Here is a 26,793-nt window from a genome sequence, read left to right on the forward strand (position 1 = left end):
GCCCATGAATTAGTCAATATACACCACCACGCCACAACGAATTGCATCCCTGTGATTTTTGGGTGAAACATAGAGGGGATTTGAAAAATGCGCTTGTTTGATGAAGTCACTCATGATCAAAAAAACACCCTGTTGGCGGTCGGCAAAAGATGTGTTTTCCCGAATCGGGCCTTGCTTATTCGGCAAGACGATTCTGCCAATGGAATCTTCATTATTTTGTCTGGAGTTGTAGAGAGTATTTACTTTTCTGACACAGGCCGAGACCTTCGTTTGGCGCGGTGGTCTAAATATGATTTTGTCGGCGCGCCACATATTTTTGGCACTGTCCCGCAGCGCTGGTCAGCCAGTGCCGTGGGCACAGTTGATGCCTTGCATCTCAGCCAAGACAACCTGCGCGGACTGATTGCGAGCGATCCAGAATTCGCCGAAACGCTGATCATTTGCTTGGGTGATAAAGGCGACAGATATTCCAAGTTGGCACAAAACTTGGCGTTTCATACTGTATCACAACGGTTGGCGCGTGCGCTTGTGTCGGCCTGCGATACGGCGCAAACAGAATCGCTGTGGCGCGCGAGCCCTTTGGAATTGTCTCGTGAAATCGGATCAACGCGCCAAGCCGTTGGCGCTATATTGAAAGTCTATGAAAAAGAAGGGCTGATCACGCGACAGCGGGATTCAATTTCAGTGCTGAACGTACCTGAGTTACGCAAACTGGCGGGTATAGACCCCATCGAAAACCGTCATTGATCTTGCGACAAACGATCAATGTCATAGATGGTGATTTGACGACGCGAAATATTCAAAACACCCTCTTTTTGCAATTTGTCTAACGATTGCGTCACCCATTGGCGCGACGCTCCAACGATAGACGCGACCTGTTCATAAGTAATAGAACGATCTATCACAATCGTCTCGCCTTCGTGATGCCCATAGGTGCTCGCGAGAATGACCAAAAGTTGTTCAAGCCGCTCAGACACCGTGCGCGTGCCCAGCATCTGGATCAAAGCGGAATAGCAATTGCCTTTGGCCACCAAACCATCAATCACCTTTAAAGCGACGGCGGGAATTTCGCTGACCAAATCACGCAGTGCCATGCCAGAGATGAACAGCACTTCACAATCTTCGAGCGCATCGCCGGACCACACGTGGCGACCACGGCCAAAGACCTCAGGGCCACCGACAAAATGACCGGGCGTCCAATAGGCCAGCGTCAATTCGCGCCCTGATGGCGCGGTGTAAAATGATCGCATCCGCCCTTTTTCTACCACCCATATGCCGGTGTGCGGGTCGCCTTGAAAAAACAGACCCTCGCCCTTTGTAATCAACCGACGAGACCCTGCTTTGCGAATTTTGGCACGATCCAAGTCATCAAGGCCGTTTAAAAACCCCGCGCCAGAGTTTAGATCTAGAAGATACTCTGACAAAAAAATCGCGCTTTGGTCGTCATGATCGGTATGGTTTTCAACGAGTTTCATAGCGCTCTCTTGTTGTTGTAGCGAGATAAGTTGCCAGTTCCAGAATTTGCGGATCTGTGAGATGTATCATCGCAGCGCGCATCATGCCACCTGGGTCATTGTCTCGCGCGCCATCGCGAAAATCCAACATTTGTTTTTGCAAATACCCAGCGTGTTGGGCGGTCAAATGCGGGGTCATGTCATTCGCGCGGGCGTTGTCGTGACAGGCCAAACAGCCCAGCGTTTCAAACGCAACTTTGCCAGCAGACACATCACCTGCATCCACTGGCGGCGGCGCGGGTTGCGTGGAAAACCACTGAGCCACGACAGGAATGTCGTCTGGTGTAATTTCTGTGACAATTTCCACCATTTGCCCACCATCATTTTGGCGTCTGCCGCTCAAAAAGTCATTCAATTGCTTTTCGATATAGGGCGCGGGTTGTCCAGCCAGTTTCGGAAATTTAGCCATACGCGACACGCCGTCCAAAGAATGGCACAGTGCGCAGACCTCATAGGGCGCGTCCTGATCAGAGCCGAAAGAATTGGCCATCACAGGACCGCCCCAAAGGACTGCGGCAATAAGGGCAACCCTAACTGCCATAATCACGCGCTTTGACCATGGCATCAACGGTAAGCGTTTCGCCATTGGCAAAGCTCAAGGTCAGCATCACGCTGTCACCTTCTGCTACGGGTTGTTTTGGAGACATCAGCATGATGTGCAAGCCACCGGGTTGCATCGTGAGCGTCTCGCCAGCGGGAATTTCAATTTGGTGCAACATCGACATGGTGGACATGCCCGAGACCTCTTTGGTTTCGTGCAAATGCGACATGGCATATGTGTCAGAGCTCACCCCAATCAGAACACGTGGCACAGCTTCGGTATTGTGCAAAGTCACATAGGCTGCATGAGACATGGCCATAGGCGGCGGTGTCGGGATCCACGCCTCAGCCGATAGCTGGCTATCGGCGAAAGCGCCCAGAGGGAAAAGCATCGCGGCAAATAGAAGGGTTTTTAGCGTCATTGGATTTCCTTTCGATATGAGATTTGCAAACGCGCTAGAAATTCGGCTGTGAGGCCTGGATCAAAAGGCGGTTGCAGTTTGGCGCGCAGATTTCCGCCAGGTCCGATCACGCTGACAGCGGAGGAATGCTGCACGTCGTAGTTACCATCACGATCTGGGGGCAGCAGGCGATAAAAGCTGTCAGTGGCTTCAACCAAAGTATCGATTTGGTCGCGCGCGCCAGTGACGCCACGAAAATCAGGATGAAAGAACTGCGCATACTCGCTGACGCTGTCGGCATCTCGATCGGGATCGACAGAAACGAACACCACTTTGGGCACATTTTCGGGCCGCACACGCAGAGCGGTTTCGCTAATGGCATACTCGAGATTGCTCAAGGTAAAAGGACAGACATCGGGGCAAGAGTTGAAGCCGAACATGATGATGGTCCATTGATCGTTCAAATTTTCGCGCGAGAAAACCTCGCCGTCTGTCGTTGTCAGCTCGAAAGCGGGCATCGGTTCGGGTGCCTCCAGTTCGACGCCTTGCACCTGTGCAAACACAGCGCTGGCGCTGGCGGCCCAAAGGGTTATGGCAAACAGCGCACCCCTCATTGGTTCTGCTGCTCAAACGCCCGCAGGCTTTCGGAACGGATGTATTGCAAGCATTCCTTTTTCGCGGCGATGTAGATCGGATCCGTGGCCATTTCAGGATCACGCGGACGCGGCAGGTCGATTTTCAAATCACGTATAATCCGACCGGGGGCAGCACTCATGACCAAGACGCGGTCCGCAAGGAAAACGGCCTCATCCACATCATGAGTGACAAAAACAACTGTCGTGCCGAACTTTTTCCAAATGCTCAGCAGGTTTTCTTGCATCATCAACCGCGTCTGTGCATCGAGCGCCCCAAAAGGTTCATCCATCAACAAAACTGACGGGTAATTGGCCAGCGCACGCGCGATGCCAACCCGTTGCTGCATGCCGCCGGACAGTTCGGCGGGATAACGATCACCGAATTTGCTCAAGCCCACCATGTTCAAAAATGTATTGGCGATAGAGCCCGCTTCTGCGCGCGAATGCCCCGCCATTTTCGGCCCGAAAGCAACGTTTTCATAAACGGTTTTCCATGGCATCAAGGAATACTGTTGAAACACCATGCCGCGATCCTGACCAGGTTTGGTGATCAATTCCCCGTCCACACGCACTTCGCCTTCAGTTGGCGTGACATAGCCCGCGACCGCGTTCATCAAGGTGGATTTTCCGCACCCCGACGGCCCAAGGATGCAAACAAATTCCCCCGGCTCGATTGTGATCGTCGTGGTCTCAACCGCGCGGTGTGTCTCGGCGCCTTTGCCAAAGGTGATGCCGACATCCTTGATCTCGATCCGGCCTTTGCCCGCTGAACTTGGCGCATCTTCGGGCCGTTGGTACTTTAAGACATCAAGCATGTGAGAGGACTCCATTTGTGCGTTTTGTGCGCTCGAGGCGCGATTTCGACAAAGCAAGGTAAAAGGCCAATGATCCCAGAACCGCAAAGCCTGATACTGAGATCAGCGTGCCAAAATTCTGAATGGCCAAAGAGGTGGAAACGCCAAGGCCCAGCATCGTCAGCCCCACAACCCATGAGGGTGCTGCGCAACACACCACCCAGCTCATGGTGGCGTTCGTCATCGCAACAAGGATGGTCCCTGCCCCCGTGGCCGCAGTCAGCCCGCGTTTTTCGACCAATGAGCAATTGCGCGACTGGGACAAGGTCAGGCAAAGCCCCACAAGTGCCCCAAGCGCGAACAACACGAGCATCCGCGACGGGATAACGTTGAGGCTCCACTCGGAAATTCCGTGACCATAATCATAGTTCATGAACCCAATCTCGATCAGCCACTCTTCGGCAATGATCGGCGGAATATCAGACCACGATGGTGTCGATTGGATAATCCATGCAACGTTGCTGCCCCAGTCATAAAATTGCGTATAGTTTGGTAGATCCTGAAACCGCACTATCAGTGCGATCAGCATGAACACTTGCGTCAACACGGCAAATGCAAGCCCCCAGATCACCAGCCGACGCCAATGATTTTTTGTGGTGTCCCAAAGTATGTTCAGCGCATGTGTCATCGTGTTCTCTTTTGCCATTTCAACAAAGGCGATGTGATCAAGCGCACGGCAGCTGTGGATCCTGTGCCCAACAAACCGATAACCAACATCCCGACGACAATGTCGTCGTAATTGATCAGGCTGTAGGCATTCCAAGTAAAGTACCCGATCCCGTACTGACCCGAGATGATTTCACCTGCGAGCAGTGAAAACCAAGAGACGCCCATGCCAATCGCCAGTCCCGCTGTGATCGATGGCAATGCAGCAGGCAAAACAACATGCCAAAAGATCGCCATACGTGACGCCCCCAGCGAATTGGCCGCGCGCACCAGAACTTCAGGGGTTTGTTCAACGCCGTGCAATGTGTTGAGAACAATGGGAAACAGAGCTCCAAGAAAGGTGATGTAGATGATCGAGCTTTCCTCGGTCGGCCACATCAAAATCGCTAGAGGAATCCAGGCCACAGCAGGTATCGGTCGGATCACCTCGATGTAGGGGATCAAAAAAGAGCGCGCAAATTTGGAGCGCCCCATGATCACGCCCAATGCGATACCCAGAACGGTGGCGATGGAATAACTCAGTAAAATCCGGCGCATAGAAACGCCGATATGGATGTAGAACACCTCGGTTTGTATGTGTTCAACGAAGGCAGCCAGCACCTTGGCAGGGGATGGCACATTCATAAAGCTGATGTAGAAATCCAACTTATAGGCGACCGCCAGATGCCACATCAAAACCCCAACAGCCAGCGACAGTGTGCCGATGAAAAGCGATCTCAATAGACCTGGTTTAAGACGCGCCTTTGCCACAGGTGTAGGCGGTTTAATTTGATCGACGGCAGAGCCTTTCAACGTCGGTGTTTCAACCGGTTCAAGCCTGTCCTCGATAGCAGCAGCAGTGTTTTGCACGTCATGATCCCCTCTATGATCAAGTTCGATTGAGTGTCGCAGCACGATCGCTGCAACACCCGTTTTCATGGAAGCGTTTTAGCTGTCCGTTGGCATAAAGCTTAAGATCGCTTCATCAAAGTCGATGATTTCGCCACCGCTGGAAGCCGCATATGCTTCGGCTTCGCCTTTGCGCAGGAAGGTTGAAAAATCATCGCCAGACTTCACCCAAAATGCTGTTTTACCGAACAATTTCAAACCTGTATCGGCATCATAAACATAAGTGGAATTCACCTTAGAAGCTTCTGCCCGGATGCCCGCCAGTGCGGTCAAAAAGCTAGGAGCGTCGTCAAATGTCAGGATGCCTTCACGAGAGTGCCAGATTTCGAATGGCAAGCCAGCATTTGCAATCTTAGCGTCCACGGCTACGGCTTTTTCAGCTTCGTAATCGACACCCAGCTCTGAATAGGCAGCTTTGAGGTAGTCTTCTGTGATCCATGCATCGAAATCCAAGGGTGGGATGGCTTTCTCAGCAACCAAAACGCCGTGATCGAATTTCAAAGCATCCATCCACTCAGTTTTGATCGTTGGATCAAGCGTCAAGTGACCGCCTTTTGAGAAATAGAGGTACAGAACTTCTTTTTCGACACCAGTCCAAGATTCCATCATCGTCACTGCGCGCATTGGATCTTCACGGATCCAGTCACCCGCTGCATAGACAGCTTTCACAAAGGCCGTTACGACCTCTGGGTATTCCAGTGCAAAGTCTTCGCGCACAACAACGCCGTGCAGGTAAGGCACGCCTGTTTCAGAGCCGTCAAAAATTTTGCGACCCGTGCCGCGGAATTCCATGATTTCAGACCATGGGCAGAAATCAGAGTGCGCATCGATCTTGCCCGCTTGGATATTGGCGGCGCCAACAGCAGGGCTTTGGTTTTTCAACGTGTAGTCTTCTGTCGCAATGCCGTTGTCTTGCATCGCTTTGAGCAACATGCCCCATGCCGCAGACCCAACTGGCGTCGACACCTCTTTGCCGACCAGCTGATCAATGGAATAGATGTCGCTGTCCACAGGCACGACAATCGCATTGCCTGAGCCTTTCAGGTTATAGCCTGTGCCTGCCACATAGATCGTTCTCAGGCTGTCTGTTTCTTGAAACTTTGCGCCGTTCACGATCAGAGGGTAATCGCCCATGACGCCAAAGTTCAATTTGTTGGCGAGCATCTGGTTGGTGATTGGACCACCTGAGCTGTAGTCAGCCCAAGAGATGTCATATTCAGCGTCTGCGTATTTGCCATCTGTCGGCAGATACTTTTGCAACAAACCAAGTTCTTTGATCACAATGCCGGCCGTGTACGTATCAGTACACATCGATTGGTGACCAACGGCGATCTCGATTGTTTCTGCGGAAAGGCTGCTCGCAAATGTTGTGAGGCTGGCGGCCAAAAGCGGGGCAACCAGTGTGCGTGAAAACTTCATATTCAACTCCATGTTTGTCAGACTGTTTATTATTTATTGAAATCATTATCTGGACGGTGGAGGTGTAATGTCTACGTTTCTGGGGGGCAAAATAACCTTTTTAAAAATCAAATGGTCCGATGCGCATTTTTTCGGCACAATAATCCTACCACGGGCAAAAATGAGCCGAAATAAAGGGGAATTCTTGCGTTATGACCGATTCGAATCGTTAAATTTTATTATTTAAATTCAAAGTGTTAAAAGAAAAATTGACGCAAAATTAGCCACCAAGCAAAGCTTGGTGGCTTAAGGTAAAAACTGTTAAACTTGAGCGCAGTTATGCTACGCTTTGCGCGATTTTATCGAGCGCCCAACGTACGTTTTTGCGTACATCGGGATCCACGTCATCGCGGTAGTCTTCCAAGAACACAGCGCTCTCAGGGACAGCCAATTCGCCCAAAACAGCCGCGCATTCTTTGCGCAGGTTCGGGATATCCAAAGACATCATTGGTCCGATTTTTGGCGCTGCCGCCGTCAAACCCAATTTGCCCAACGAGCGCACCGCTTTGAGGCGCACCTGCCAATAATCATCGTCCAAAGCGGCCATAAGGTCAGCCTCAACAGCGGCAGAACCCGCCTTGGCCAAGGTTTCTGCGCCCGCCTCACGCACTTGCCAATTCTCATCGCCAAGTGCTTTGATCAAAGCGGCCTCAGCGTGCTCGCCAGAGGTAAAGCCAAAGGTTGCCACAGCTGTGCGTCGCACGCTTGGGTCCTCATCACGCGCCGCTGCCATCATAGCAGGCAACGCTGTTTCATCTTGCAGCCAGCCAATCACTTGCACCGCCGCTGCGCGCACAGCGGGTGAGCTGTCTTTAAGCGCTGCAATTGCAGGGGCCAAAGCGTCAGGGCGACGCAATTCTTTCAAGCCACACAGCGCAGAAACTTTGACGAACTCATCCGCAGACTCCACACAGGGTAAAAGCGGTGTGCCAGCTTCTGGGTCTTTCAACTCGGTCAAACTGAACGCGGCCGCTTTGCGCACCGCCTCGTCCACATCGCTCAACGCGATCACAAGCGCGGCTGAGGTTTCAGGGCCATCAAAGTCAGTTAACACAGTCGCAGCACGCAACCGTACGCCTGCATCCTCATCCTCAATCGCTTTGGCGATATAAGGAATCGCTGCAGGATCAGCACTGTCAGCCAATTCAATCACTGCCATGATACGCGCACCGGGTGCGGGATCATTCAAGTCTTCGGCCAGTTCTTCAATGTCGCTAAAGTCTTCAAAAATATCGATCATATCCGCTTACCTCAGCAAAAATGGTAGGTTCACGGTGACAGCGCCCGTCGGGCAATCTGTCTCACACGGCATGCAGTACCAACATTCGTCGTACTTCATGTAGGCTGTCTTTGAGTCGTCAGCCATTTTGGCGATGCGCAAAACATCCAAAGGACAGACGTCAACACAGACGGTACAGCCTTTGTCGGCAATGCAAAGCGCATCATCAACAATTACTGGGACGGAGGTAGAGGTTTGGGCCAGAGGCATAGTCGGCGTCCTTATTCTGCTGCTACGGTGTCAGATGTGACACGTTGGTTGGCATAAGCGCCTTTGTCGGCTTCATCGATTTCAACGATGTATGGTTTGACATCTTGCTTGCGGCTGGTCGGCTTGCCGTCCGCGCCTTTGGTCATGATGGTGTGGCAGAACCAATCTTCGTCGTTTTGCTCATATTCCACGCGGTTGTGGTACAGACCCCAACGGCTTTCGGTCCGGTACAGCGACGCAGAGGCTGCCATATCCGCACAATCCATCACCGATGACGCCTCAAGCGCACGCATCAATTCGTGGCTGTCTTTGACGTACATCTCGGTTTCCATCGCGTGGCGCACTTCTTCGAAACGTGCCTGTGCAGTCAACATTTTGGCTGTCACTTTTGGCGGCTGAAGGTAGTCGTTGACCAAGCGACGTGTCTTGTATTCGATCTGATTTGGCGGGATGCCGTCATCGCGTTTGGTTGGGGCCAATACACGTGTACGTTCGCGATCCACTTCGCCCATATCGAACTTAGCAAAATCAACATCTTTAATGTAATCAACCGCTTCTTCGCCCGCGATTGCGCCATTGGTGAACGCGCCCAACATGTAGTTGTGCGGCACGTTCGCCATGTCGCCCGCTGCATAAAGACCATCCATCGTGGTCTTTGCATTCTCGTCAACGAACACTCCAGAAGCCGAGTGACCTGAACAAAAGCCGATTTCAGAGATATGCATCTCAATCATTTGTTTGCGGTAATCTGTGCCGCGCCCCGCATGGAAATGGCCGCGCGTGGGACGTTCCACGATGTGCAAGACGCGTTCGATTTCGGACACCGTTTCTTCGGCGAGGTGGTTCAATTTCAAATACACTGGGCCTTTGCCGCCCTGTAATTCATCGTAGAATTCCTGCATCATTTGGCCGGACCAATAATCGCATTCGATGAAACGATCGCCTTGGGCGTTGGCTGTGTAGCCGCCAAGCGGGCCAGCAACATAGGCACAGGCAGGACCGTTGTAATCTTTAATCAGCGGGTTGATCTGATAGCACTCAAGGTTCGCGAGGCCAGCGCCTGCATGGTAGGCCATGGAATAGCCCTCACCAGAGTTGGTCGGGTTCTCGTAAGTGCCGTACAAATACCCAGATGTTGGCAGACCCAAACGGCCCGCGGCCCCCAAGCACATAATCACGGCTTTGGCGCGGATCACAAGGAACTCAGCAGAGCGCGTATTGACACAAATTGCGCCTGCGACACGGCCTTCGCCTGTCAGCAAACGTGTGGCCATGTACCGGTTGGAAATTTTAATACGGGCTTTGCGCAACTGACGGTACAGCGCCTTTTTGACGGTGTCACCGTTGGGCATTGGCAGAACGTAAGTGCCGATGTGGTGCACTTTTTTAACATCATATTCGCCGTTTTGGTCCTTTTGGAACCGAATGCCGAAATCGTCGAGCTCTTGAATAATGCCGTAGCATTCTTCAGCGTAGCGATAGATTGGCGCTTGGTCGACGATACCGTCATTGGCGATGGTGATTTCTTTGGTGTATTGCTCTGGCGTCGCATACCCGGGGATCACCGAATTGTTGAGACCGTCCATACCCATGGAGATCGCGCCAGAGCGCTTCACATGCGCCTTTTCCAGCAAAACAACATTGGCGTTAGGGTTTTTACGCTTAGCCTTCAGCGCGGCCATCGGGCCCGCCGTACCACCTCCTATGACAAGAATGTCGCAGTCAATTTGGTCAATGCCATCGAGGATGTCGTCCATGAGAATCTCCTTAAGATTTCATTCAGCATGCGCCGCGATGCGGCGTAGATATGTCAGTTAATTGTCAAACCGCTCACTCAATTCCTTGAGATACACAAAAGGATAGATCCCTCGATCATGTCCGTCCGAGAAATGGATGTTCACGCCAAAGCCTCCTACGGGTTCGAGCGCTGTGATTTGCAAATCTGCGGCAACTGCAAAATGGCCATGATCATGGCGGGCCCGAACCGAGGCCGCGTCGCGCGCCTCTTGACGCAATATTTGCGCCGACAATTCCGACGAGGGCCCATCCAGCCAACACATTGTGAGCCGTGTCAGGTCTTCTGACACCTGAAGTGAATCGAGCATTTTCCACCTTTACCGTTGTTTTTTTCACCTTGCCGCAGTGCAGAAATCGCCAATAGCAATTACTTGACGGACATTAAATTTGATTCCTGAAAAGTAGGTCACAACAACAAGAAAGAGCCCCTATGACCTATGCTGTGACCGACAACTGTATCGCCTGCAAATACACCGACTGCGTGGATGTTTGTCCCGTCGATTGTTTTTACGAGGGCGAAAACATGCTAGTGATCGACCCATCAGAATGCATCGATTGCGGTGTGTGCGAACCAGAATGCCCTGCGGATGCCATCGTGGCAGACACCGATCCGAACGCTGAAAAATGGGTTGCGTTGAACACCAAATATGCAGCCGTTTGGCCCGTTATCCTAAGTTCAAAAGACCCTTTGCCTGACGCGGATGACCACGACGGAACACCGAATAAACTTGAAACCCTGTTCTCGGAAGCGCCTGCAGAACAGGACTGATCAGACGAAAGCACATATGAACACTCCAGCAGTTAAAACACTCCCCGATGCACAAATCGTGACATCGGTCACCCATTGGACAGACACCCTGTTTTCCTTTCGCGTCTCGCGCCCGCAGTCCTTGCGGTTTCGCTCCGGCGAATTTGTGATGATTGGTTTGCTTAAAGACGACGGCAGACCGCTTTTACGCGCTTATTCAATCGCTTCTCCGTCATGGGACGAGGAACTGGAATTCTACTCGATCAAAGTCCCCGATGGACCGCTGACATCGCGGTTGCAAAAGATCAAAGAAGGCGATGAGATTATTTTACGCCCCAAACCCGTTGGCACATTGGTATTGGATGCTTTGTTGCCTGGAAAACGGCTTTGGATGATATGCACCGGCACAGGTGTTGCGCCTTTCGCCGCCTTGCTGCGTGATCCTGAAACCTACGAGCAATATGACGAGGTGATCCTCGCCCACACCTGCCGTACCAAAGATGAACTGGCCTATGGAGCCGCGCTGGCAAACGCTCTGCCTGACGATCCGTTGATTGGCGAATTGGTGGGCGACAAGCTGCACTATTATCCGACAACGACGCGCGAGCCTTCAGAAAACGAAGGCCGTATCAGCGATCATATTCGTACAGGACAAGTGTTTGAAAAACTCGGTCTGCCGCACTGGAACAGTGCTGAAGATCGCGTGATGGTCTGTGGAAATATGGCGCTCAACAAAGACATAATGGCGTTGTGTGAAGCGCAAGGCTTATCTGAAGGCGCCAACAGCCAGCCCGCTGAATTTGTTGTTGAAAAGGCCTTTGTCGACTAGCGGCTTTCGTTAGCGCACGGGGGCCAATTCGGCTAAAATTTCAGGCGTCACAGCCCCCACATGTATCTTATCTCGGGTCGCAAATGTTGGCGTCCCGACCACCTGCAAGGCGATGGCGATGGTGCGGTGCCGATCTATAATCGCACTGATCTCTTCGTCTTGCATTTCAGCAATAATTTTATCCGCATCCAGACCCAAATCACTGGCATAATTCGACAATCGGCTGAGATTGGACGGTCCAACTTTTGCGTACAGCGCGTTGTGCAAATTTGAATATGCTTCACTGCCATAAACCTTGCGCGCAGCCAATACAAAACGCGCAACGCGCTCAGATCCCGGCGTCAATATAGGCAGATGTTTTTTGACAATCGCCACATCGGGATTCGCCGCAATAAAAGTACGCATCGCAGGCACATTGGCCCTGCACACTGCGCAATTGTAATCGAAAAATTCAACAATCACGCGCGACGCGTCAGCAGCCCCCATGCGTAAATCCATCTCAGTCTCGAACAAGTCTGTCACATATGGCGCGATCAGATCGCGCGTGAAGGTCTGCTGTTGTTGAGCGGCCAACAGATCCATAGCTTCCAAAATGACCTGAGGATTTTCAAGCAAATACTGGCGCACTTTTTCGCCAAAAATAACATCAGTGTCAGCGCGCAATGGCGTGCTACACATCAAAGCAGCCGCACTGCCCATTGCGAACGCCCGCACAAGACCTTTCACTGAAGAAAAGACAGCCTTGAAATCGATATGGGATAAAATGGGCTCCATAGTATTATCGTCCCTTTCAAAAGTTCGACCGCATTGCGTAACATGCTTTGGTCTCAAGAATTTCAAAGCCTCAATAGACCCTGCGGGTGCGGAAAAATTTACGCGATGTTTCACAACACATAGAGCGACTGAATAAACGATTTGGTTGAATCATGAGCACCATGGATCGACTTCGTCCAAATTTCATGCGTGAGCAGTCTGGACCTGTCGCGGCTTGATGCCGCCTCATAAACCGATGACAATCACCCACCACCACGCTCATACACCCGCACAAATCCAGTGACGCAAGGCACGGTGCAGACGCCGCCCTGATCCAACCTGCAGGCGAGGTGATAGGGCGTGTTCCAAGTCACCGTTGATTTGTGCAACAAAACCGTCTGGTGGAAGGTCGAGGACCTTGTGATATGCACTGGCGATCTGGCAATGGCGTTGGGAGAGACGCCTCTAGTTCGTTCTCTAAAAACGTCACAGGCTGCATTGGTAAGCGCTGACGTCAGACACATGAACCCACTGCACCAAAAAGCTTTATTTCGAAACGCTGAGATCATTGGGAACTTGGCCGAATTCGACCACCAACAACCTGACTAGGCCAAAGGCCAGCCGCCCCACGAAAACATCCTCGACGGCCTCGGACGGGCCCCCGCACTCCTGCAGAGCACGAGAGAAGCCGAGCCTGACCTTGGGAATGGATCCCTATGTCTTTGCAAGATCGTGGGACGCACGGATTTTGGACATGATGTAATCGCCAGCCGATACTGGCTCATATTTGGCCGGCGCGTCTTGTGACACGCAGCTTGGTAAGGCCGAGACAGTCGTGTCACCCGCAGGCCCGGTAAAGGCCACCATGGACAAACGGCGCGTGGAACCCGTCGCGGTGCGCGCAGGATTGGATACACGGTGCAAAGTGGAGCGCCAGCGATCATTGGTCCAGCGCGACAGCAAATCGCCCACATTGATGACAAAAGATTCTGGAATGACTTTTGCTTCATGCCATGTGCCGTCAAGAGCCATCACCTCAAGACCGCCTGGGGCGGCATCTTGGCGCAAAATGGTGATCGCGCCGTAATCATGATGCTCGCCATAGCGCAATTGGCCAGGCAGAGGATCAGTGTCTTGGTCTGGGTAATTCACAAAACGCAGGGTCAGCGAGGGATCCGCATACATCGGCGCGAAGTAATCTTCTGGCAGATCCAGCGCCAGCGCAGACAGGCGCATCAAGGCGGCGTTCAGCGTTAAGATCGCGTCGGTATATTCTGTCACCAAACCGGCAAGACTCGCCGGTGTTTCGGGGTAGAAATTAGCGCTGTGCCCCTCTTCGCCCTCATGATGTGGCGCGCCAAACACCAGTGCCTCGCACAGATCTGGCGGCGTTTCCCCTTTCAGGGTTTTGGCGACGCTTTCCATACCCATGGGCAGATACCCACGGCTTTTCGCAGCCTCAGGCGGGGAATAGGTCATCTTGGCGTCAAAAGGTTCCTGAAAGAACTCAGTCGCGGCGTCATAGAGCCCATTGGTCAAGATTTCAGGCACGCCGTGGCCCGTGATGACCGCAAAGCCGACGCTTTCAAAGGCATCAGCAAACTCGCAGACGACCCGCTCTTTGCCCGCAGCCGTGCCCTCAAGGAAAGGCGAAATATCAACGATAGGAAGTGTGAACTCGGCCATTTTTGGTCTCCGTTCTATTTAAAATGGTGCACAAAAGCGCGTTACCCGATGTTGAGCACGCCCAGCTGGTCATAAACGCTCAGCCCGTCCCACATGGACGAACACTCAACAATGCGCTCATTCTCGATGCGCAAAATATCGATCCCCGCCATGGTGATCCGCTTATTGGTGGCCGCGACATCGCCGTAAGGGCCAAAATGCAGACCGGACGTTTGCCAGTGCAAAACAACTTGGTCCCCTTCGGCAACCAACGTCAAAATTTCAGTTTCAACGTCTTTGAAGGCCCCCCAGTAGCGCGCCACGTCGTCATGAATCGCGTCGATGGCATTGCTGTCAAAATCGGTCACGTCGACCTTGGCATCCGCGCTCCAGTATCGGTCGATAGAGGTCTTATCGCCCTTTTCCCAAAGCTCAGTGTGATAGGCCCGCACGAGGGCTTTGTTGCTGTCAGTTGTCATATCGATCGTCCTTATTTTGCGTCGGCGGCAGCTGCTGCAGCCGATTCCGCTTTAAGTTTCTGAGCTTTCATGAATTTGCTGTCTTCGATCCGCGCGCGGCGGATCGTCGTGGGAATAGGTTTCGCCATAATGCGTTTCCATTCTTGCATGTAGTGTCGAATGGGCGCTTCTGAAGCGAGGTCCCCTGTGGCCAAGCCGTATTCATCGACCACATCGCCTGCGTCATCGCCACGGCTGACATCAACCCATTCCTCTTCGATGGTTTGCAAACCTTCTTGGACCCGCTCAAACATTTCAAAATCATCGGGAATACCGAAAGACATGAAATCTTCGTCCACGCGCATCCGCATCAAATTCACTTCCTCAGGCGTCTCGTCCGCCATCACGAGGTAGTAATTCATCAAGGTTTCATCAGCCGAAATAGGTTCAGGCACAACCATCTGGTTGCCCACGAAAATCAAGTTCGGGAAGATGTTCAGATTGACCATATTGCCAGTCATCAGGTCCCATGTCTCGCGCGGGATATCACCGCCCCGTTCTTTCAGTGAGGCCTCAAGATCTTCGCGCGTTGGTAGGGGCCGCATGGTCGACCACGGCCCATCGGGAATGCCTGGACGCTGATCAACAACACAGTGCCCGTGACCAAGAGTGTAGCCTACCATGGGAGAAACCGCAGGATTGCGCGACAAGATGGTGTCGGTCTCGGCCTCTTTGCCCAGCAGGTTGTAAGACCGGTGCGCAAAGGTCGCATGGATGCCGTCGGCGGCATTGTCCCACGCCATTTTCCAGTTGGCCTTATAGGTCTGTTTGATCGGCGCTTTAAGCACACGGATGTTGCCGCTAGGGTGACGATCAATATGCTCATCGAGCCAAAGCTTCGCTGGCCCGAGCCACTCATCAAGCGGCATAGGCTCTGCTGCCAAGGTGCCAAAGACAAAGCCGCGATGGGAAACAACTTTGATCTGCCCCAAATCAAAAGGCCGCTCATAAAGCTTGCTGTAACTGTCGGCCACAGGCAGGCTTTGCAGATGACCATCAAGATCAAACGCCCAGCCATGATAGGGGCAGGTAAAGCGCTTGGCGCAGCCTTCTTCTTCGCCGACCAACGTGGTGCCGCGGTGGCTACAACGGTTCAGCAATCCACGGATTTCGCCTTTGCGGGTGCGCACCAAAATGATCTGACGCTTGCCCAATCTTTTGCGCACAAAATCGCCAGGTTCGGGCACTTCGGATTCATGGCCGATAAAGCACCACGTCGCGCCAAAGATCCGATCCATCTCGATATTAAAAAGATCAGGGTCCGTATAAACGCGGCGATGCACAACATCCTTGCGGATCAGGTGCTCCACTTCATCGGTCAAATCAGGCCCTCGCGCGACAATCGCGTCGGGGCGCAGGCTGTCGGAAATATCGCGTTCAAGATTGGTTTCAGGGTCATTTTTACCCATATTTTCACCCATGGTGGGTCTCCCGTTCATAGTCATCAAAGGATCCAGCCCAGATGGGGCATTCCAGCGGAAATCGCAGGGCAAAGCATTATCTTGCGTACAATCTGCCACCCATTATCTGTGCGTCGCAGGCGGTGGATTTGTCGTCCCGCCAAAACCGTCACTTTGCCGGTGCGCTCGTGCGTGATGCTGATCGCGCTGGTGGCGATCACATCCGCATCGCTGTCAGGCAATGGCCATGCCTCAACCCCGCCCACCATGCGCACAGTCTGCGCATAGGGCACCAAAGCCCAAGCCGATGTATCATGCATCCGCCACACCCGTTCACGCAGGCGGCGATGGTCATCCATGATCAGGCCTTGATCTCGCGCGGGATGGTGATTTTGATGCAAAGGCACCCAGAACGCCGCATCCTCGGCCCATAAATCATACCACTTATCAAATTGGCGACGATCCAACAGGCGCGCCTCGCCGACCAAAGTCGCCATGACCTCGGCTGCCAATGCGCCATCAAACACGACAGGGGCCGCGTCAAGAAAAGCCACATCGGCGACAAGGCTTTCATACAGGGCCAGCGTCTTGGAAAGGCCTAAAGGTTGGTCAGTCATTATATCACCTGTTCAGGGGCAAAGTGGGAAAGAACGCGCCGTTCAAGCATCGCGACCAGCGCGTAGCCTGCAACGGAAACGATAGTGAGAATGGTCACACAGCTCCACAACATATTGTAATTGCTGGTCGAACTGGTCAGCGCCATAAGGTTGCCAATGCCTGTTCCTGTGGCCAGCCATTCCGCAACTGTGGCAGCCAAAACGGCCATCGGTACAGCCATGCGTGCGGCGGCAAACAAGGACGGCAACATCGCGGGAACCCGCGCCAAAAACAGTTGCGTCAGGGGCGGTGCGCGGAAGCTATCAAAATAGTCGATCACTTGTCCTGGTGACTGACGCAATCCATGCAAACAGGACACCAACGTTGGAAAAAAGATCATCACAGCAACGATCGTCAGCATCCCAACTTGCCCCCGCCCTAACGCCAAAACCAAGAGCGGAGCAGTTGTCACAATCGGAATAGAACGCAGAGCAATAGCCACAGGGGAGGCGACTTTTTCTACAGCTGGCAGCAGGCAAAACACCGCTGCCAAAACTGCACCAAGTGCGAGGCCAGTAAAATAACCCAATACAGTGACGACCATCGTTTCACTGAGCGCTGCAAACAATTCGCTGCGGTGCGCCACGGCCTGCGAACTTGTCATGAGATACGCCCAAACATCGCCAGGACGTTTGGCAAAGAAACGCGACAAATCCAGCGTATCCATGGAAATCTGCCACAACAACAGAACCACTGTAATTGACAACAAAGGCGCACCAATGGCCAAGCCGATTCTTTGCCAGAAAACTTTGGGGGCTTTAACAGAAGGAGACACCATAAGCGTTGGCGGTTCACCAATCGATAAGAGACGCCCAGCCCAGCCCACCAAGGCATAACCTATAATCGCCACAGCCGAGGCAATCGTGGCCAATGCCCAAGTTCCATCCACATCTAGCGTACGCATAGCTTGAATACCAAGTACTCCAATGCCGCGATCTGCCCCTGTAAATTCACCAACGATCGCGCCTAGAAAAGCTGCAGGTGCCGCAATTTTTAGACTGGCAACCAAATAGGGCAGACTTGCACGTGCGCGCACAACGGTGATCGCCGTCCAACGGCTGCGTCCATAACTTGCGACCAGATCCAGCCAACTGGGCGGAACGGCACGCAGTCCGACAACCAATGGAACGAAAGTCGTATAATACACTGATAACGCGGCCAATGTGACCTGTGGTCCCCAACCGGGGCCATAAATTACTCGCAAAATTGGGCCAGTCGCCACAAGCGGCAAACAGAAAACAACCAATGCAATGGCCTGTACCAACCGCTCAATCCGGGGCATGGCGACAACCAACGTGGCAAGAATAATCGCTGCAAGATTGCCCGCGACGAACCCCAAAAGCGCCTCGGAAACAGTGGTGCCCAAAGCCCGTCCGTAAAGCGGCAGGCCTTCAATGATCCGCAGGAAAATCGCCGTAGGCGGGGAGATGATATAAAGCTGAGAAAAAGCCAGCCGTGACACCAATTCCCACAGGATTAACAGGACAGAAAATGCAAAATAAGTCCGCACTTTAGGCGCTGTCAAAAAGTGTTGCGATGTCATATAGATACCGTCAGCGCTGTGTTATCTTCGGCAGGGTCATCAACAATTCCCAATGCGGAATTGATCTGCGTCACATAGCCAAGGAACGCTGGGCTGGTGAGGTGAGACGCACGTCGTGGTCGTGCGATGCTGATAGCAATGTCCGCGCTGATACGGGCGGGACGATGGCTCATCACGATCACGCGGTCGGACAGCAAAACGGCCTCAGTCACCGAATGCGTTACAAGCAGAGTTGTCGTGCCCTGCCCTTCCCAAACGCGTGGCAATTCAAGGTTCAGACGGCGGCGCGTCATCTCGTCAACCGCACCAAAAGGTTCATCTAGAAGCAGCAACCGTGCGCCGGTCGCCAAACATCGCGCAATGGCACAGCGTTGCCGCATGCCACCAGACAATTCGGCAGGTCGCTTGTCTTCAAATCCGTCAAGCCCGACCAACGACAGGAGTTTTTGTACCTTTTCAGGGTCTTTAGGCAGGCCCGCCAACCGACGCGCCAACGCCACGTTGGATGCCGCAGTCCGCCACGGCAGAAGCGACGGATCTTGAAAAGCAACAGACAATCGTCCTTGGCGTGCGACGACATGTGGTTCCTCGCCGCCGATACGGATGGCCCCAGATGTTGGATCTTCCAACCCTGCGATCATCCGCAACAACGTCGACTTCCCGCAGCCCGAAGGCCCGACAAGCGCAGTGGTCGTCCCCGGCTCAAGAGTAAGCTCTACGTCACTTACAGCTTGAACCGCAGAGGCCCCGTGTCCGAAAACTTTATTAACAGCCCATGTTTCGACTTTGGGCGGCCCTTTATCAGACGTAGGGTCTTGTTCACTGCGCTTCATCGACATTGGCTTACCCGTAGATTTCTTCAAGAACGGAACGGTCCCAAAGATCAGCCGACACCTCTCGGCCAAGCAGGCCCAAAGTTGCAATGTTTTCAGCAACAGTTTCATCCGTGAACCAGCCAAAGCCGAACTCTTCCGTCAACGGGGAAACCATGAGGTCAACCTGCTTTGCGGCCTGAATTTTCTGAGTTTCCAGATCAAGCCCCAGATCAGGGAACTTGGCCACGGTCAGCTCGGCAGCTGCATCCGTGTCGGCAAAATAAGCGTTCCAACCTTCGATTTCGCCAGCCATCAATGCGACGACTTCTTCGCGTTGATTTTCGAGCGCATCTTCGGTGACGATATAGGTTTGACTGTGCACCGCATACCCGAAGTCGGCCATCAACATGGTGACATTCTCAATGCCCGCCATTGTCATCGCGATCGGTAAATCCGTGAGCCAGCACAGCAAGCAATCGACCTCACCATTGACCAGTGGCGCGGGGTCGTATTGCGTTGGCACGATCTCGATTTCAGTGATATCGACATCATTTAATGCGCATAGAGCCGCGAGAATCGGTGTATTCGCAACAGCCATTCCGATCTTTTTGCCCACCAAATCAGCAGGGGTATTCACAGGGTTTCCTGGAAGGGATGCAATGGTGAAGGGGTTCTTTTGCATCGCAACAGCGATAATTTTGAATGTCGCCCCCTCGGCCACAGCCGCAGATGCATAATCCGCTGCGGTGATGCCCAACAAAGACGTTCCCGCCATGACGGATGGCTCTACTGGCGCGTTAGGCCCGCCAGACAACAGGCTGACATCCAGCCCTTTTTCAGACCAAAACCCCTTTTCTTCAGCGACGTAGGATCCGCCGAACTGAACAGAGGGCAGCCACGAGAGTTGGAAATTCAAAGTCGAGCTTGCTTGAGCAGATGCAAAGCGAACGGGCGCAACCAATGACGCAGCGCCACCAGCCAATAGGCCCAACGTTGCACGGCGTGTAATGGGTAGGAACTTCATTTTGGTTTTCCTTCCTGTTGACCAGCATGCGAGATCAGTCGCGCCGGCAAGTTTGTGTCACAATCAGTGTCAGCGAGGCGAAAAAGGTTGATTTCGGCCTGTGACTGTCTGCCTGTCCAATCGTTAAGACTGCGATCAGTATGAACTTGATATGTCTCAAAATCCCGAGGCTACAGCACCATTTTACGGACACTGTGAGCGCAAAAAGAGAACGGCGCACAATTATTAAACGTCAGGGCCTGCGGCGCACACTTCCGCGACACTTTCAGTCTGGTTGTGAGGTTTTCATCAAAAACACCACCAGACCGAAACATGAAAAGTTGATAAAGCCGCTAAAAAATACCGATAAATGATCAAAATAGTGTCAAATTGGATAAAATATAGGCACCCTGAGTATTGTTGGGGGCCAAGGTTCGGCGGGCATATTGAACGATACATACCCAATATATGCCCTTATCTATACTGAAGGCCATCGAGAGGCGCACAATCTCCGTGCACATTGCGTTGCCTATTTATCTACACAATAAATGCATCCATACTACAAATGCATCCATACTGACGATAACAACACTCACAACCATGCTCACCCCAACTTGGATACAGGCTCTGATGCTTCATTCACGATTAGTGCGATATCTCGATATGGTTGCGCGGACGGGCTCCATTCGGCGCGCAGCCGAACGCCTCAATATTTCTGCATCCTCAATCAATCGTCAAATTTTGACCTACGAAGAAGAACTGGGCGCGCCCATTTTCGAACGGCTCCCCAAAACGCTTCGTCTCACAGCCGTCGGTGAAGTTCTGATCGAACACATTCGTGAAACGCTTAAGGAACACAGTAAAACACTGGACCGGATCGAACGACTACGCGGCAACCATGGGGGGGTTGTTCATATTTTTGCCACCGATGGGCTGGCCAATGGGGTTTTACTTCCGATTCTAGCAGAGATCCGCGAAAGCCATCCGAGCATTTCAATTGACCTGACGATCGCGACACCGGACATCGCCTTGCAAAAACTGGTTTCAGGCGAGGCTGATATTGCCGTCGCGCAATTTCTGCCGGAACACCCCTCTATCAATGTCACTGCGCGTTTCATCAGCCGTGTCGGCGCAGTGTTTGCCAGTGATCACCCCATCGCCCATCGCTCATCTGAACGTCTGGCAGATTATGTAGATCACGGGATCGTTTTGCCGGACGGATCGCAACGCCTTCATCGACCTATCACCGACCTTTTGGCGCGGGCGGGACTGGATTTAAGGCCGCACCACAGCTCAAACTCCGTCAGCAATTTGATAGAAATGGCGCGTCACCACGGGGCCATTGCTGTCCTACCACGCATTGATGTGGTCGAGGATCTAAAGCGCCAAACGTTGATGTTCGCACCCCTGTCAGCCATCACGCTTCCGGTGGAAATCAGTCTTGCTCGACACGAAAAAGGCATAACAAATTCGGCGATCAACATTCTCGAAATCGAAATCCGCAACGCATTGCGCGATATCGAAACTGACGAAAAAGAGCATGGACCGAAACGGAGGATCCGCGTTGGCATCTAAAATTGACCTTCGGCATTTGCAGGTCCTGCAAGCTGTGCTGCACGAAAGCAGCGTGTCGCGCGCGGCCGTGCAACTTGGATTGAGTCAACCTGCTGTCAGCGCAACGCTACGCCAATTGCGAGACACCTTTGATGACCCGCTTGTGGTGCGCTCTGGCGCTGGGATGGTGTGTACTGAGCGCGCACAAGATATTTCTGCCGCCGTAGATCGTGTCTTGACTGATATCGATTTATTGCTGACCCCTCCCGGAGGATTTGACCCAGCGACATCTGAGCGCGACATCCGCATTGTCGCATATTTTGGTCTTGGATCTCTTTTAATCCCACCGCTCATACAGGCCATTCACACTGCTTCGCCCCATGCGTGTGTCGAAATCATTCAACCCGGCACACCCGAGCAAATAAAACAGCAGCTTCATGACGGGGACATTGATCTCGTTATCTCCAGTCGGCAAGATCCCTACCCTAACCTGCGCTTCGCCCCCCTTATGGAATGCGACATCGCCTGTGTTGTTTCAAGCAGCCATGCACATGCGGCTCAAAACCAATTGACCTTGGATGAATATCTCACACTGGATCATATTTCTCCGAGCCCGGCCGCGGTGGTGGCCGGTACGCCAATTGACGGTCGACTTCTTCAACTCGGCAAATCGCGCAACGTGGTGGTTACGGTGCCTGAATTTGCGCTTGCCCGCCAGATTGTGCCCCAATCCAACTTGGTTTTAACCACGGCGCGCCCGTTTGCTGAGGAGATGGCCGCCACACTGCCCGTCACAGTCCTCGAAGCGCCATCAGAACTTGGCTTGATGACTGCGTGGCTCTTTTGGCACGAGAAATCGCACCATTCCCCTTTCGGGCATTGGTTGCGCCGCACGGTTCGAAATGTCGCGAAACAAACGCTGCGCATTCCATCATAAGCCAAATGCCATACCCGCTATAACAAGCGGTCTCTTTCGCGGCATCAGGCGCACGTGCTTAATGAACTAGAACCGCGACTGGAGATTGCACATGCGCAAAGCGCTTACACCGACAGACTTACCCGCCCCGTTCGCCCGATATTCCCACGGGATTGAAGTCACGGATCCTGCCCGTTGGGTCTGGTGTTCTGGTCAGCTTGGCATGGACGATACAGGCCTCATCCCTGAAGATGCGGGGGCGCAAACAAAGGTATGTTTCGAAAACGCATCAAAGATTTTGTCTGCTGCGGGCATGTCACTGGACGACGTTGTGCGTGTGAATGCCTATGTTACAGATCGTGCCTATATGAGCCCCTACATGGAGGCGCGCGACACGTTTTTTAGCGCACCGCCTCCCGCATCAACATTGATGATCGTTGGAGGATTCACCCACCCTGATTTCAAGGTCGAAGTCGAGATCGTCGCAGCCCAACAGGTGCTTTCGTGACCGTGCGGCGTATTTGGTGGGACGATTTTTGCACCCGTGACTTCGACTCTATTGATCCTAAAAACACCATAGCAATGCTGCCTATTGCGGCCACAGAACAACACGGCCCACACCTGCCTCTTTGTACGGACACGGCGCTCACCAAAGGCATGATAGAAACCGTCGCGCAACATTTACCGATCGATGTGGACCTACGCATTTTGCCCATCCAACGGGTTGGGAAATCTGATGAACATCTGTTTGCGCCCGGAACGCTCAGCCTTGATGCAAGCTCCCTGATCGACATGTGGACGGCGCTGGGTCATGCCGTTGCCCGCACAGGCATTCAAAAGTTGATCATCATGAATTCCCACGGCGGCAATGAAGACATCATGGGTATTGTCGCTCGGAACCTCCGTATCAAGCACGGTCTTCTTGTTGCCAAAACCAGTTGGTTTCGGTTTGGACAACCAGAGGGGCTTTACGAAGAACTCGAGCTGCGGCACGGCATTCACGGCGGCGATATCGAGACCTCTTTGATGCTGCATTTTCGACCTGATTTGGTCGACATGACACAGGCCAAGAATTTCGTTTCACAGAACGTAAAAATCGCCGACACGAACACATATCTAAACGCCACAGGCCCCCATGGATTTGGCTGGATCGCTGCAGACCTGAACCTTTCAGGCGCGATTGGAAATGCTGCGGCAGCAAGCGCGACCAAAGGCGCGGCAAGTGCAAAATGGGCCGCAAAGGGATTTGCCGGCCTTATAGCGGACATGATCCAAACCGATCCTAGCGACATCTTTTCACCTCAAGAGGCATGCTTGTGACCCTATTAGGCGGCGACATCACTCTGAGCAACACGCGTGTCCACTCTACTCATCTTGCGCAGATCATTGGTGTGCCCGATGACGGTGGTTTTCAACGGGTCAATGTCAGCTTAAAGCGTGGAAAAATCGATGCCGTAACCGCATATGGCCAGCCCACTGAAGGCCCTACAACTGATTTGGCGGGGCGTATAATCACCCCGACATTGGTGGATTGTCATACCCATCTGGACAAGGGGCACATCTGGAGCCGTCAACCGAATCCAGATGGCAGCTTTGGTGGAGCGCTCAATGCTGTCGCGACCGACACTGCGGCAAACTGGTCGGCCGATGATCTGGCCGGCCGAATGGATTTTTCCCTGCGCTGCGCCTACGCCCATGGCACCAGTGCCATACGCACGCACATCGATTCACAGACTCCGCAAGACGCGATCTCTTGGCCCGTTTTTGAAAAAATACGTAACGCATGGGCGGGTAAGATTACCTTGCAAGCTGTCTGCCTCGTCGGGATCGATGCCGTCCGCGACTTGGACAGTTTCGAAGCTCTCGCCAGACGCGTTCAAGCCGCTAACGGCGTGCTTGGGGCTGTCACATATATGGTGCCCGATATTGAAGCCTTGATCGATCAGATATTCGTGACGGCGATAGCGCACGGCCTTGATCTAGATTTTCATGCCGATGAAACCGGTGATCCTGATGTCAATTCCCTGCACCTCATAGCACTGGCCGCCCTACGCCATAATTTCGCAGGCCGCATTAACGTCGGTCACTGCTGTTCAATCGCGCATCAACCTGACGATACGGCACGCCATACCCTTGATCTTGTCGCTAAGGCGGGTCTGTCCATAACGACCCTACCCATGTGCAACCTCTACCTACAAGACCGCCGCCATGACGGAACCACCCCGCGCTGGCGTGGCGTGACTTTGGTTCATGAAATGCAAGCACGTGGCATCAACGTTGCCATCGCATCCGACAATACGCGCGATCCGTTTTACGCTTTTGGGGACCTCGACATGGTTGAAGTCTACCGAATGGCGACGCGAATTTTGCACCTAGATCACCCCATCGACCAGTGGCCTGCAGCCATTACGGCGGCTCCCGCCAACCTTATGGGAATAGCAGCTCCCGTCATAGCAACGGGTCAGCCCGCGGACATGATCATGTTTCGCGCGCGCAGTTGGACCGAACTCCTGTCGCGCCCGCAAAGCGACCGGATTGTCCTGCGGGACGGCGTACAAATTAACTCCACCCTACCTGATTATAGCGAACTCGACGCACTCATGGAGCCACCCAAATGAACATTAACTCTTTAAAGGCCGACCTCTGCGGACTCAACATCATCGACAGCCCTAATTTGGTTCGCCTGAAAAGCCGCGATGCGTTTTATTTCTCGCCGATCCTGAAACCAGAACTGGATCACGTCATTGCCGATCTGGTGGTTATTCCAGAAACGGAAGAGGACGTGCTTACAACAATCCGCGCCTGTTTTGCGCATGACGTTCCCATCACTGTGCGTGGCGGCGGCACAGGCAACTACGGACAAGCCATGCCTCTGTCCGGCGGCGTGGTTCTGGACCTAACGTCCTTAACAGAAATCCGCGAGATCGCCCCAGGCCGCGTGATCGCCCAAGCGGGAGCGATTATTTCAGACATCGACAAAGCCACCCGCGCGCACTCCATGCAAGAATTGCGCATGCATCCATCCACCGCACATACGGCCACGATTGGCGGTTTTGTTGCAGGCGGCTCATCTGGTATTGGGTCGATCCAGTGGGGTGGTCTTCGCGATCCAGGTAACATCATCCGCCTACGTGTCATCACAATGGAGGCAGAGCCCCGCATTATCGATTTACATGGTGATGACTTGCAAAAGGTGGCCCATGCTTACGGTACAAACGGCATCATAACAGAGGTCGAAATGCCACTGACCGTCGCCTATGATTGGGTGGATATGATCGTCGAGTTTGATGATTTTATTGAGGCCACAAAATACGCCAATGATTTAGGAAGCCAAGACGGAATTTTGACCAAACTGGTCTCTGTCATTGCTGCCCCAATCCCGTTTCAAACCTTCAAGCGCCACCAGAAATTTATGACTGAGGGCAAACATGTTGTCCTGATCATGGCCGCGCCCCATGCAATGATGCCCTTATTGGCGCTCACCACGCACTACCCCGCGCATGTGGCGTTTCGCAGCGACGAAATCGACGACCTCAAGGGTATACCGTCCGTCTTCGAGCTGAGCTGGAACCACACCACCCTGCGAGCGATGAAGGTCGCACCCGGCATGACTTATATCCAGTCTTTGTATCCCTATCCCAATCAGGTTGAACTGGTCGCGAAGACGTTCGAGATGTTTGGCGATGAGGTCCCGCATCACCTCGAATTCCTACGCTTTGATGGCAATGTGACCTGTTTTGGCCTGTCCATGGTGCGCTACTCCACAGATGATCGCTTGAACGAAATCATGCGCCAGCATGATGATGCTGGCGTGCCTGTGTTCAATCCTCACCGCTACACGCTTGAAGAGGGCGGGATGAAACAGACTGACGAGTTGCAGCTCGCGTTCAAAAAAGAAACAGACCCAAAAGGGCTTTTAAATCCCGGCAAGATGGTCGCATGGGACGATCCAGATTTCGATTTTTCCGACGACAAAGTGTATCTCTACCCCGGCATAAAAAAAGCACAGACATAGCCTATGACACAAATCGAAAAGACCCACGCCGTCATCATTGGTGCTGGCCCTGATGGTGTTGATTGAAAAGGCCGATGACGAGAGCGCTATCAAGCCTTCGACACACCCTAAAGCGGCAACGCATAGTGCATGGGG

General features: G+C 53.0%; 29 protein-coding genes. 9 read left to right on the forward strand and 20 right to left on the reverse strand.

Annotation, left to right across the window (positions count from 1 at the left end; translation table 11 throughout):
• Nucleotides 1–87: 87 nt before the first annotated feature.
• Nucleotides 88–747 carry a Crp/Fnr family transcriptional regulator gene (locus WNY38_RS05225; protein ID WP_342856280.1) on the forward strand — a complete coding sequence of 220 codons (660 nt, stop codon included), beginning with the start codon at nucleotides 88–90 and terminating at the stop codon, nucleotides 745–747.
• Here the strand turns inward: WNY38_RS05225 and WNY38_RS05230 are convergent.
• From WNY38_RS05230 to WNY38_RS05285, 12 genes are all read right to left on the reverse strand, one after another.
• On the reverse strand, nucleotides 741–1,475 hold the full coding sequence (locus WNY38_RS05230; RefSeq protein WP_342856281.1) for a Crp/Fnr family transcriptional regulator: 735 nt from the start codon (nucleotides 1,473–1,475) through the stop codon (nucleotides 741–743). The two genes, WNY38_RS05225 and WNY38_RS05230, sit on opposite strands and share 7 nt — an antisense overlap.
• Complete coding sequence (locus WNY38_RS05235) at nucleotides 1,462–2,055, reverse strand: c-type cytochrome (protein WP_342856282.1); 594 nt, start codon at nucleotides 2,053–2,055, stop codon at nucleotides 1,462–1,464. The genes WNY38_RS05230 and WNY38_RS05235 overlap by 14 nt, the downstream gene beginning before the upstream one ends.
• Nucleotides 2,045–2,476: a copper chaperone PCu(A)C gene (locus WNY38_RS05240; RefSeq protein ID WP_342856283.1), complete on the reverse strand. Its 432-nt coding sequence runs from the start codon at nucleotides 2,474–2,476 to the stop codon at nucleotides 2,045–2,047. The genes WNY38_RS05235 and WNY38_RS05240 overlap by 11 nt, the downstream gene beginning before the upstream one ends.
• Nucleotides 2,473–3,069 carry an SCO family protein gene (locus WNY38_RS05245; protein WP_342856284.1) on the reverse strand — a complete coding sequence of 199 codons (597 nt, stop codon included), beginning with the start codon at nucleotides 3,067–3,069 and terminating at the stop codon, nucleotides 2,473–2,475. Before WNY38_RS05245 ends, WNY38_RS05240 begins: the two co-directional genes overlap by 4 nt.
• Nucleotides 3,066–3,905, reverse strand: coding sequence for an ABC transporter ATP-binding protein (locus WNY38_RS05250; RefSeq protein ID WP_342856285.1), 840 nt, complete (start codon nucleotides 3,903–3,905; stop codon nucleotides 3,066–3,068). The genes WNY38_RS05245 and WNY38_RS05250 overlap by 4 nt, the downstream gene beginning before the upstream one ends.
• Nucleotides 3,898–4,572: a hypothetical protein gene (locus WNY38_RS05255; protein WP_342856286.1), complete on the reverse strand. Its 675-nt coding sequence runs from the start codon at nucleotides 4,570–4,572 to the stop codon at nucleotides 3,898–3,900. Before WNY38_RS05255 ends, WNY38_RS05250 begins: the two co-directional genes overlap by 8 nt.
• Nucleotides 4,569–5,459: an ABC transporter permease gene (locus WNY38_RS05260; protein WP_342856287.1), complete on the reverse strand. Its 891-nt coding sequence runs from the start codon at nucleotides 5,457–5,459 to the stop codon at nucleotides 4,569–4,571. The genes WNY38_RS05255 and WNY38_RS05260 overlap by 4 nt, the downstream gene beginning before the upstream one ends.
• Nucleotides 5,460–5,537: 78 nt before the next feature.
• A complete protein-coding gene (locus tag WNY38_RS05265) occupies nucleotides 5,538–6,917 on the reverse strand; it encodes an ABC transporter substrate-binding protein (protein WP_342856288.1) in 1,380 nt (459 codons plus the stop codon).
• Nucleotides 6,918–7,233: 316 nt separating this feature from the next.
• On the reverse strand, nucleotides 7,234–8,196 hold the full coding sequence (locus WNY38_RS05270) for a HEAT repeat domain-containing protein (RefSeq protein WP_342856289.1): 963 nt from the start codon (nucleotides 8,194–8,196) through the stop codon (nucleotides 7,234–7,236).
• A gap of 6 nt (nucleotides 8,197–8,202) precedes the next feature.
• A complete protein-coding gene (locus tag WNY38_RS05275; protein ID WP_342856290.1) occupies nucleotides 8,203–8,445 on the reverse strand; it encodes a ferredoxin family protein in 243 nt (80 codons plus the stop codon).
• 11 nt (nucleotides 8,446–8,456) lie between these two features.
• Nucleotides 8,457–10,202, reverse strand: a complete 1,746-nt coding sequence (locus WNY38_RS05280; RefSeq protein WP_342856291.1) for a fumarate reductase/succinate dehydrogenase flavoprotein subunit — start codon at nucleotides 10,200–10,202, stop codon at nucleotides 8,457–8,459.
• 57 nt (nucleotides 10,203–10,259) lie between these two features.
• Nucleotides 10,260–10,550, reverse strand: a complete 291-nt coding sequence (locus WNY38_RS05285) for a gamma-butyrobetaine hydroxylase-like domain-containing protein (RefSeq protein WP_342856292.1) — start codon at nucleotides 10,548–10,550, stop codon at nucleotides 10,260–10,262.
• 122 nt (nucleotides 10,551–10,672) lie between these two features.
• On the opposite strand from WNY38_RS05285, the gene fdxA reads away from it, so the two are divergent.
• Nucleotides 10,673–11,011, forward strand: a complete 339-nt coding sequence (fdxA, locus tag WNY38_RS05290; protein ID WP_342856293.1) for a ferredoxin FdxA — start codon at nucleotides 10,673–10,675, stop codon at nucleotides 11,009–11,011.
• A gap of 16 nt (nucleotides 11,012–11,027) precedes the next feature.
• Entirely contained in the window at nucleotides 11,028–11,819 is a 792-nt protein-coding gene (locus tag WNY38_RS05295) for a ferredoxin--NADP reductase (RefSeq protein ID WP_342856294.1), read from the forward strand.
• 9 nt (nucleotides 11,820–11,828) lie between these two features.
• Here the strand turns inward: WNY38_RS05295 and WNY38_RS05300 are convergent, their stop codons facing one another.
• From WNY38_RS05300 to WNY38_RS05335, 8 genes are all read right to left on the reverse strand, one after another.
• Nucleotides 11,829–12,593: a DsbA family protein gene (locus WNY38_RS05300; RefSeq protein WP_342856295.1), complete on the reverse strand. Its 765-nt coding sequence runs from the start codon at nucleotides 12,591–12,593 to the stop codon at nucleotides 11,829–11,831.
• A gap of 693 nt (nucleotides 12,594–13,286) precedes the next feature.
• A complete protein-coding gene (locus WNY38_RS05305) occupies nucleotides 13,287–14,258 on the reverse strand; it encodes a 2-oxoglutarate and iron-dependent oxygenase domain-containing protein (RefSeq protein ID WP_342856296.1) in 972 nt (323 codons plus the stop codon).
• Nucleotides 14,259–14,299: 41 nt separating this feature from the next.
• Entirely contained in the window at nucleotides 14,300–14,716 is a 417-nt protein-coding gene (locus tag WNY38_RS05310; RefSeq protein ID WP_342856297.1) for an ester cyclase, read from the reverse strand.
• An 11-nt stretch (nucleotides 14,717–14,727) separates the two neighbouring features.
• On the reverse strand, nucleotides 14,728–16,176 hold the full coding sequence (locus WNY38_RS05315; RefSeq protein ID WP_342856298.1) for an aromatic ring-hydroxylating dioxygenase subunit alpha: 1,449 nt from the start codon (nucleotides 16,174–16,176) through the stop codon (nucleotides 14,728–14,730).
• Between the two features lie 23 nt (nucleotides 16,177–16,199).
• On the reverse strand, nucleotides 16,200–16,772 hold the full coding sequence (locus WNY38_RS05320) for an aromatic-ring-hydroxylating dioxygenase subunit beta (protein ID WP_342856299.1): 573 nt from the start codon (nucleotides 16,770–16,772) through the stop codon (nucleotides 16,200–16,202).
• A complete protein-coding gene (locus WNY38_RS05325; protein ID WP_342856300.1) occupies nucleotides 16,772–18,355 on the reverse strand; it encodes an ABC transporter permease subunit in 1,584 nt (527 codons plus the stop codon). The genes WNY38_RS05320 and WNY38_RS05325 overlap by 1 nt, the downstream gene beginning before the upstream one ends.
• Nucleotides 18,352–19,188 carry an ABC transporter ATP-binding protein gene (locus WNY38_RS05330; protein WP_342856361.1) on the reverse strand — a complete coding sequence of 279 codons (837 nt, stop codon included), beginning with the start codon at nucleotides 19,186–19,188 and terminating at the stop codon, nucleotides 18,352–18,354. Before WNY38_RS05330 ends, WNY38_RS05325 begins: the two co-directional genes overlap by 4 nt.
• Nucleotides 19,189–19,198: 10 nt before the next feature.
• Complete coding sequence (locus WNY38_RS05335; RefSeq protein ID WP_342856301.1) at nucleotides 19,199–20,194, reverse strand: ABC transporter substrate-binding protein; 996 nt, start codon at nucleotides 20,192–20,194, stop codon at nucleotides 19,199–19,201.
• A gap of 609 nt (nucleotides 20,195–20,803) precedes the next feature.
• On the opposite strand from WNY38_RS05335, the gene WNY38_RS05340 reads away from it, so the two are divergent.
• The 6 genes from WNY38_RS05340 to WNY38_RS05365 all read left to right on the forward strand — a co-directional run bounded on the left by WNY38_RS05340 (nucleotide 20,804) and on the right by WNY38_RS05365 (nucleotide 26,658).
• Nucleotides 20,804–21,748 (forward strand): LysR family transcriptional regulator, encoded by a 945-nt coding sequence (locus WNY38_RS05340; RefSeq protein WP_342856302.1) that lies wholly within the window; start codon nucleotides 20,804–20,806, stop codon nucleotides 21,746–21,748.
• A complete protein-coding gene (locus WNY38_RS05345; protein ID WP_342856303.1) occupies nucleotides 21,738–22,664 on the forward strand; it encodes a LysR family transcriptional regulator in 927 nt (308 codons plus the stop codon). Before WNY38_RS05340 ends, WNY38_RS05345 begins: the two co-directional genes overlap by 11 nt.
• A 91-nt stretch (nucleotides 22,665–22,755) precedes the next feature.
• The gene (locus tag WNY38_RS05350; RefSeq protein ID WP_342856304.1) at nucleotides 22,756–23,151 is read left to right on the forward strand and encodes a RidA family protein; all 396 of its coding nucleotides are present in this window, start codon (nucleotides 22,756–22,758) and stop codon (nucleotides 23,149–23,151) included.
• Nucleotides 23,148–23,963: a creatininase family protein gene (locus WNY38_RS05355; RefSeq protein WP_342856305.1), complete on the forward strand. Its 816-nt coding sequence runs from the start codon at nucleotides 23,148–23,150 to the stop codon at nucleotides 23,961–23,963. The genes WNY38_RS05350 and WNY38_RS05355 overlap by 4 nt, the downstream gene beginning before the upstream one ends.
• On the forward strand, nucleotides 23,960–25,261 hold the full coding sequence (locus WNY38_RS05360; protein WP_342856306.1) for a cytosine deaminase: 1,302 nt from the start codon (nucleotides 23,960–23,962) through the stop codon (nucleotides 25,259–25,261). The genes WNY38_RS05355 and WNY38_RS05360 overlap by 4 nt, the downstream gene beginning before the upstream one ends.
• Nucleotides 25,258–26,658 (forward strand): FAD-binding oxidoreductase, encoded by a 1,401-nt coding sequence (locus tag WNY38_RS05365; RefSeq protein WP_342856307.1) that lies wholly within the window; start codon nucleotides 25,258–25,260, stop codon nucleotides 26,656–26,658. The genes WNY38_RS05360 and WNY38_RS05365 overlap by 4 nt, the downstream gene beginning before the upstream one ends.
• Nucleotides 26,659–26,793: the final 135 nt, after the last annotated feature.

Origin of the sequence: Pacificibacter sp. AS14, assembly GCF_038899935.1 — a bacterium.
Taxonomy (GTDB): Bacteria; Pseudomonadota; Alphaproteobacteria; order Rhodobacterales; family Rhodobacteraceae; genus Celeribacter.

Bases quoted from the DNA above. Each gene is read 5' to 3' on its own strand.
- WNY38_RS05265 (WP_342856288.1), bottom strand. From the start codon at position 6,917: ATGAAGTTTTCACGCACACTGGTTGCCCCGCTTTTGGCCGCCAGCCTC.
- WNY38_RS05315 (WP_342856298.1), bottom strand. From the start codon at position 16,176: ATGGGTGAAAATATGGGTAAAAATGACCCTGAAACCAATCTTGAACGC.
- fdxA (WP_342856293.1), top strand. From the start codon at position 10,673: ATGACCTATGCTGTGACCGACAACTGTATCGCCTGCAAATACACCGAC.
- WNY38_RS05255 (WP_342856286.1), bottom strand. From the start codon at position 4,572: ATGACACATGCGCTGAACATACTTTGGGACACCACAAAAAATCATTGG.
- WNY38_RS05235 (WP_342856282.1), bottom strand. From the start codon at position 2,055: ATGGCAGTTAGGGTTGCCCTTATTGCCGCAGTCCTTTGGGGCGGTCCT.
- WNY38_RS05300 (WP_342856295.1), bottom strand. From the start codon at position 12,593: ATGGAGCCCATTTTATCCCATATCGATTTCAAGGCTGTCTTTTCTTCA.
- WNY38_RS05340 (WP_342856302.1), top strand. From the start codon at position 20,804: ATGCTTCATTCACGATTAGTGCGATATCTCGATATGGTTGCGCGGACG.
- WNY38_RS05275 (WP_342856290.1), bottom strand. From the start codon at position 8,445: ATGCCTCTGGCCCAAACCTCTACCTCCGTCCCAGTAATTGTTGATGAT.
- WNY38_RS05305 (WP_342856296.1), bottom strand. From the start codon at position 14,258: ATGGCCGAGTTCACACTTCCTATCGTTGATATTTCGCCTTTCCTTGAG.
- WNY38_RS05330 (WP_342856361.1), bottom strand. From the start codon at position 19,188: ATGAAGCGCAGTGAACAAGACCCTACGTCTGATAAAGGGCCGCCCAAA.
- WNY38_RS05245 (WP_342856284.1), bottom strand. From the start codon at position 3,069: ATGAGGGGTGCGCTGTTTGCCATAACCCTTTGGGCCGCCAGCGCCAGC.
- WNY38_RS05285 (WP_342856292.1), bottom strand. From the start codon at position 10,550: ATGCTCGATTCACTTCAGGTGTCAGAAGACCTGACACGGCTCACAATG.
- WNY38_RS05295 (WP_342856294.1), top strand. From the start codon at position 11,028: ATGAACACTCCAGCAGTTAAAACACTCCCCGATGCACAAATCGTGACA.
- WNY38_RS05310 (WP_342856297.1), bottom strand. From the start codon at position 14,716: ATGACAACTGACAGCAACAAAGCCCTCGTGCGGGCCTATCACACTGAG.
- WNY38_RS05280 (WP_342856291.1), bottom strand. From the start codon at position 10,202: ATGGACGACATCCTCGATGGCATTGACCAAATTGACTGCGACATTCTT.
- WNY38_RS05335 (WP_342856301.1), bottom strand. From the start codon at position 20,194: ATGAAGTTCCTACCCATTACACGCCGTGCAACGTTGGGCCTATTGGCT.
- WNY38_RS05325 (WP_342856300.1), bottom strand. From the start codon at position 18,355: ATGACATCGCAACACTTTTTGACAGCGCCTAAAGTGCGGACTTATTTT.
- WNY38_RS05270 (WP_342856289.1), bottom strand. From the start codon at position 8,196: ATGATCGATATTTTTGAAGACTTTAGCGACATTGAAGAACTGGCCGAA.
- WNY38_RS05240 (WP_342856283.1), bottom strand. From the start codon at position 2,476: ATGACGCTAAAAACCCTTCTATTTGCCGCGATGCTTTTCCCTCTGGGC.
- WNY38_RS05250 (WP_342856285.1), bottom strand. From the start codon at position 3,905: ATGCTTGATGTCTTAAAGTACCAACGGCCCGAAGATGCGCCAAGTTCA.
- WNY38_RS05350 (WP_342856304.1), top strand. From the start codon at position 22,756: ATGCGCAAAGCGCTTACACCGACAGACTTACCCGCCCCGTTCGCCCGA.
- WNY38_RS05320 (WP_342856299.1), bottom strand. From the start codon at position 16,772: ATGACTGACCAACCTTTAGGCCTTTCCAAGACGCTGGCCCTGTATGAA.
- WNY38_RS05230 (WP_342856281.1), bottom strand. From the start codon at position 1,475: ATGAAACTCGTTGAAAACCATACCGATCATGACGACCAAAGCGCGATT.
- WNY38_RS05225 (WP_342856280.1), top strand. From the start codon at position 88: ATGCGCTTGTTTGATGAAGTCACTCATGATCAAAAAAACACCCTGTTG.
- WNY38_RS05365 (WP_342856307.1), top strand. From the start codon at position 25,258: ATGAACATTAACTCTTTAAAGGCCGACCTCTGCGGACTCAACATCATC.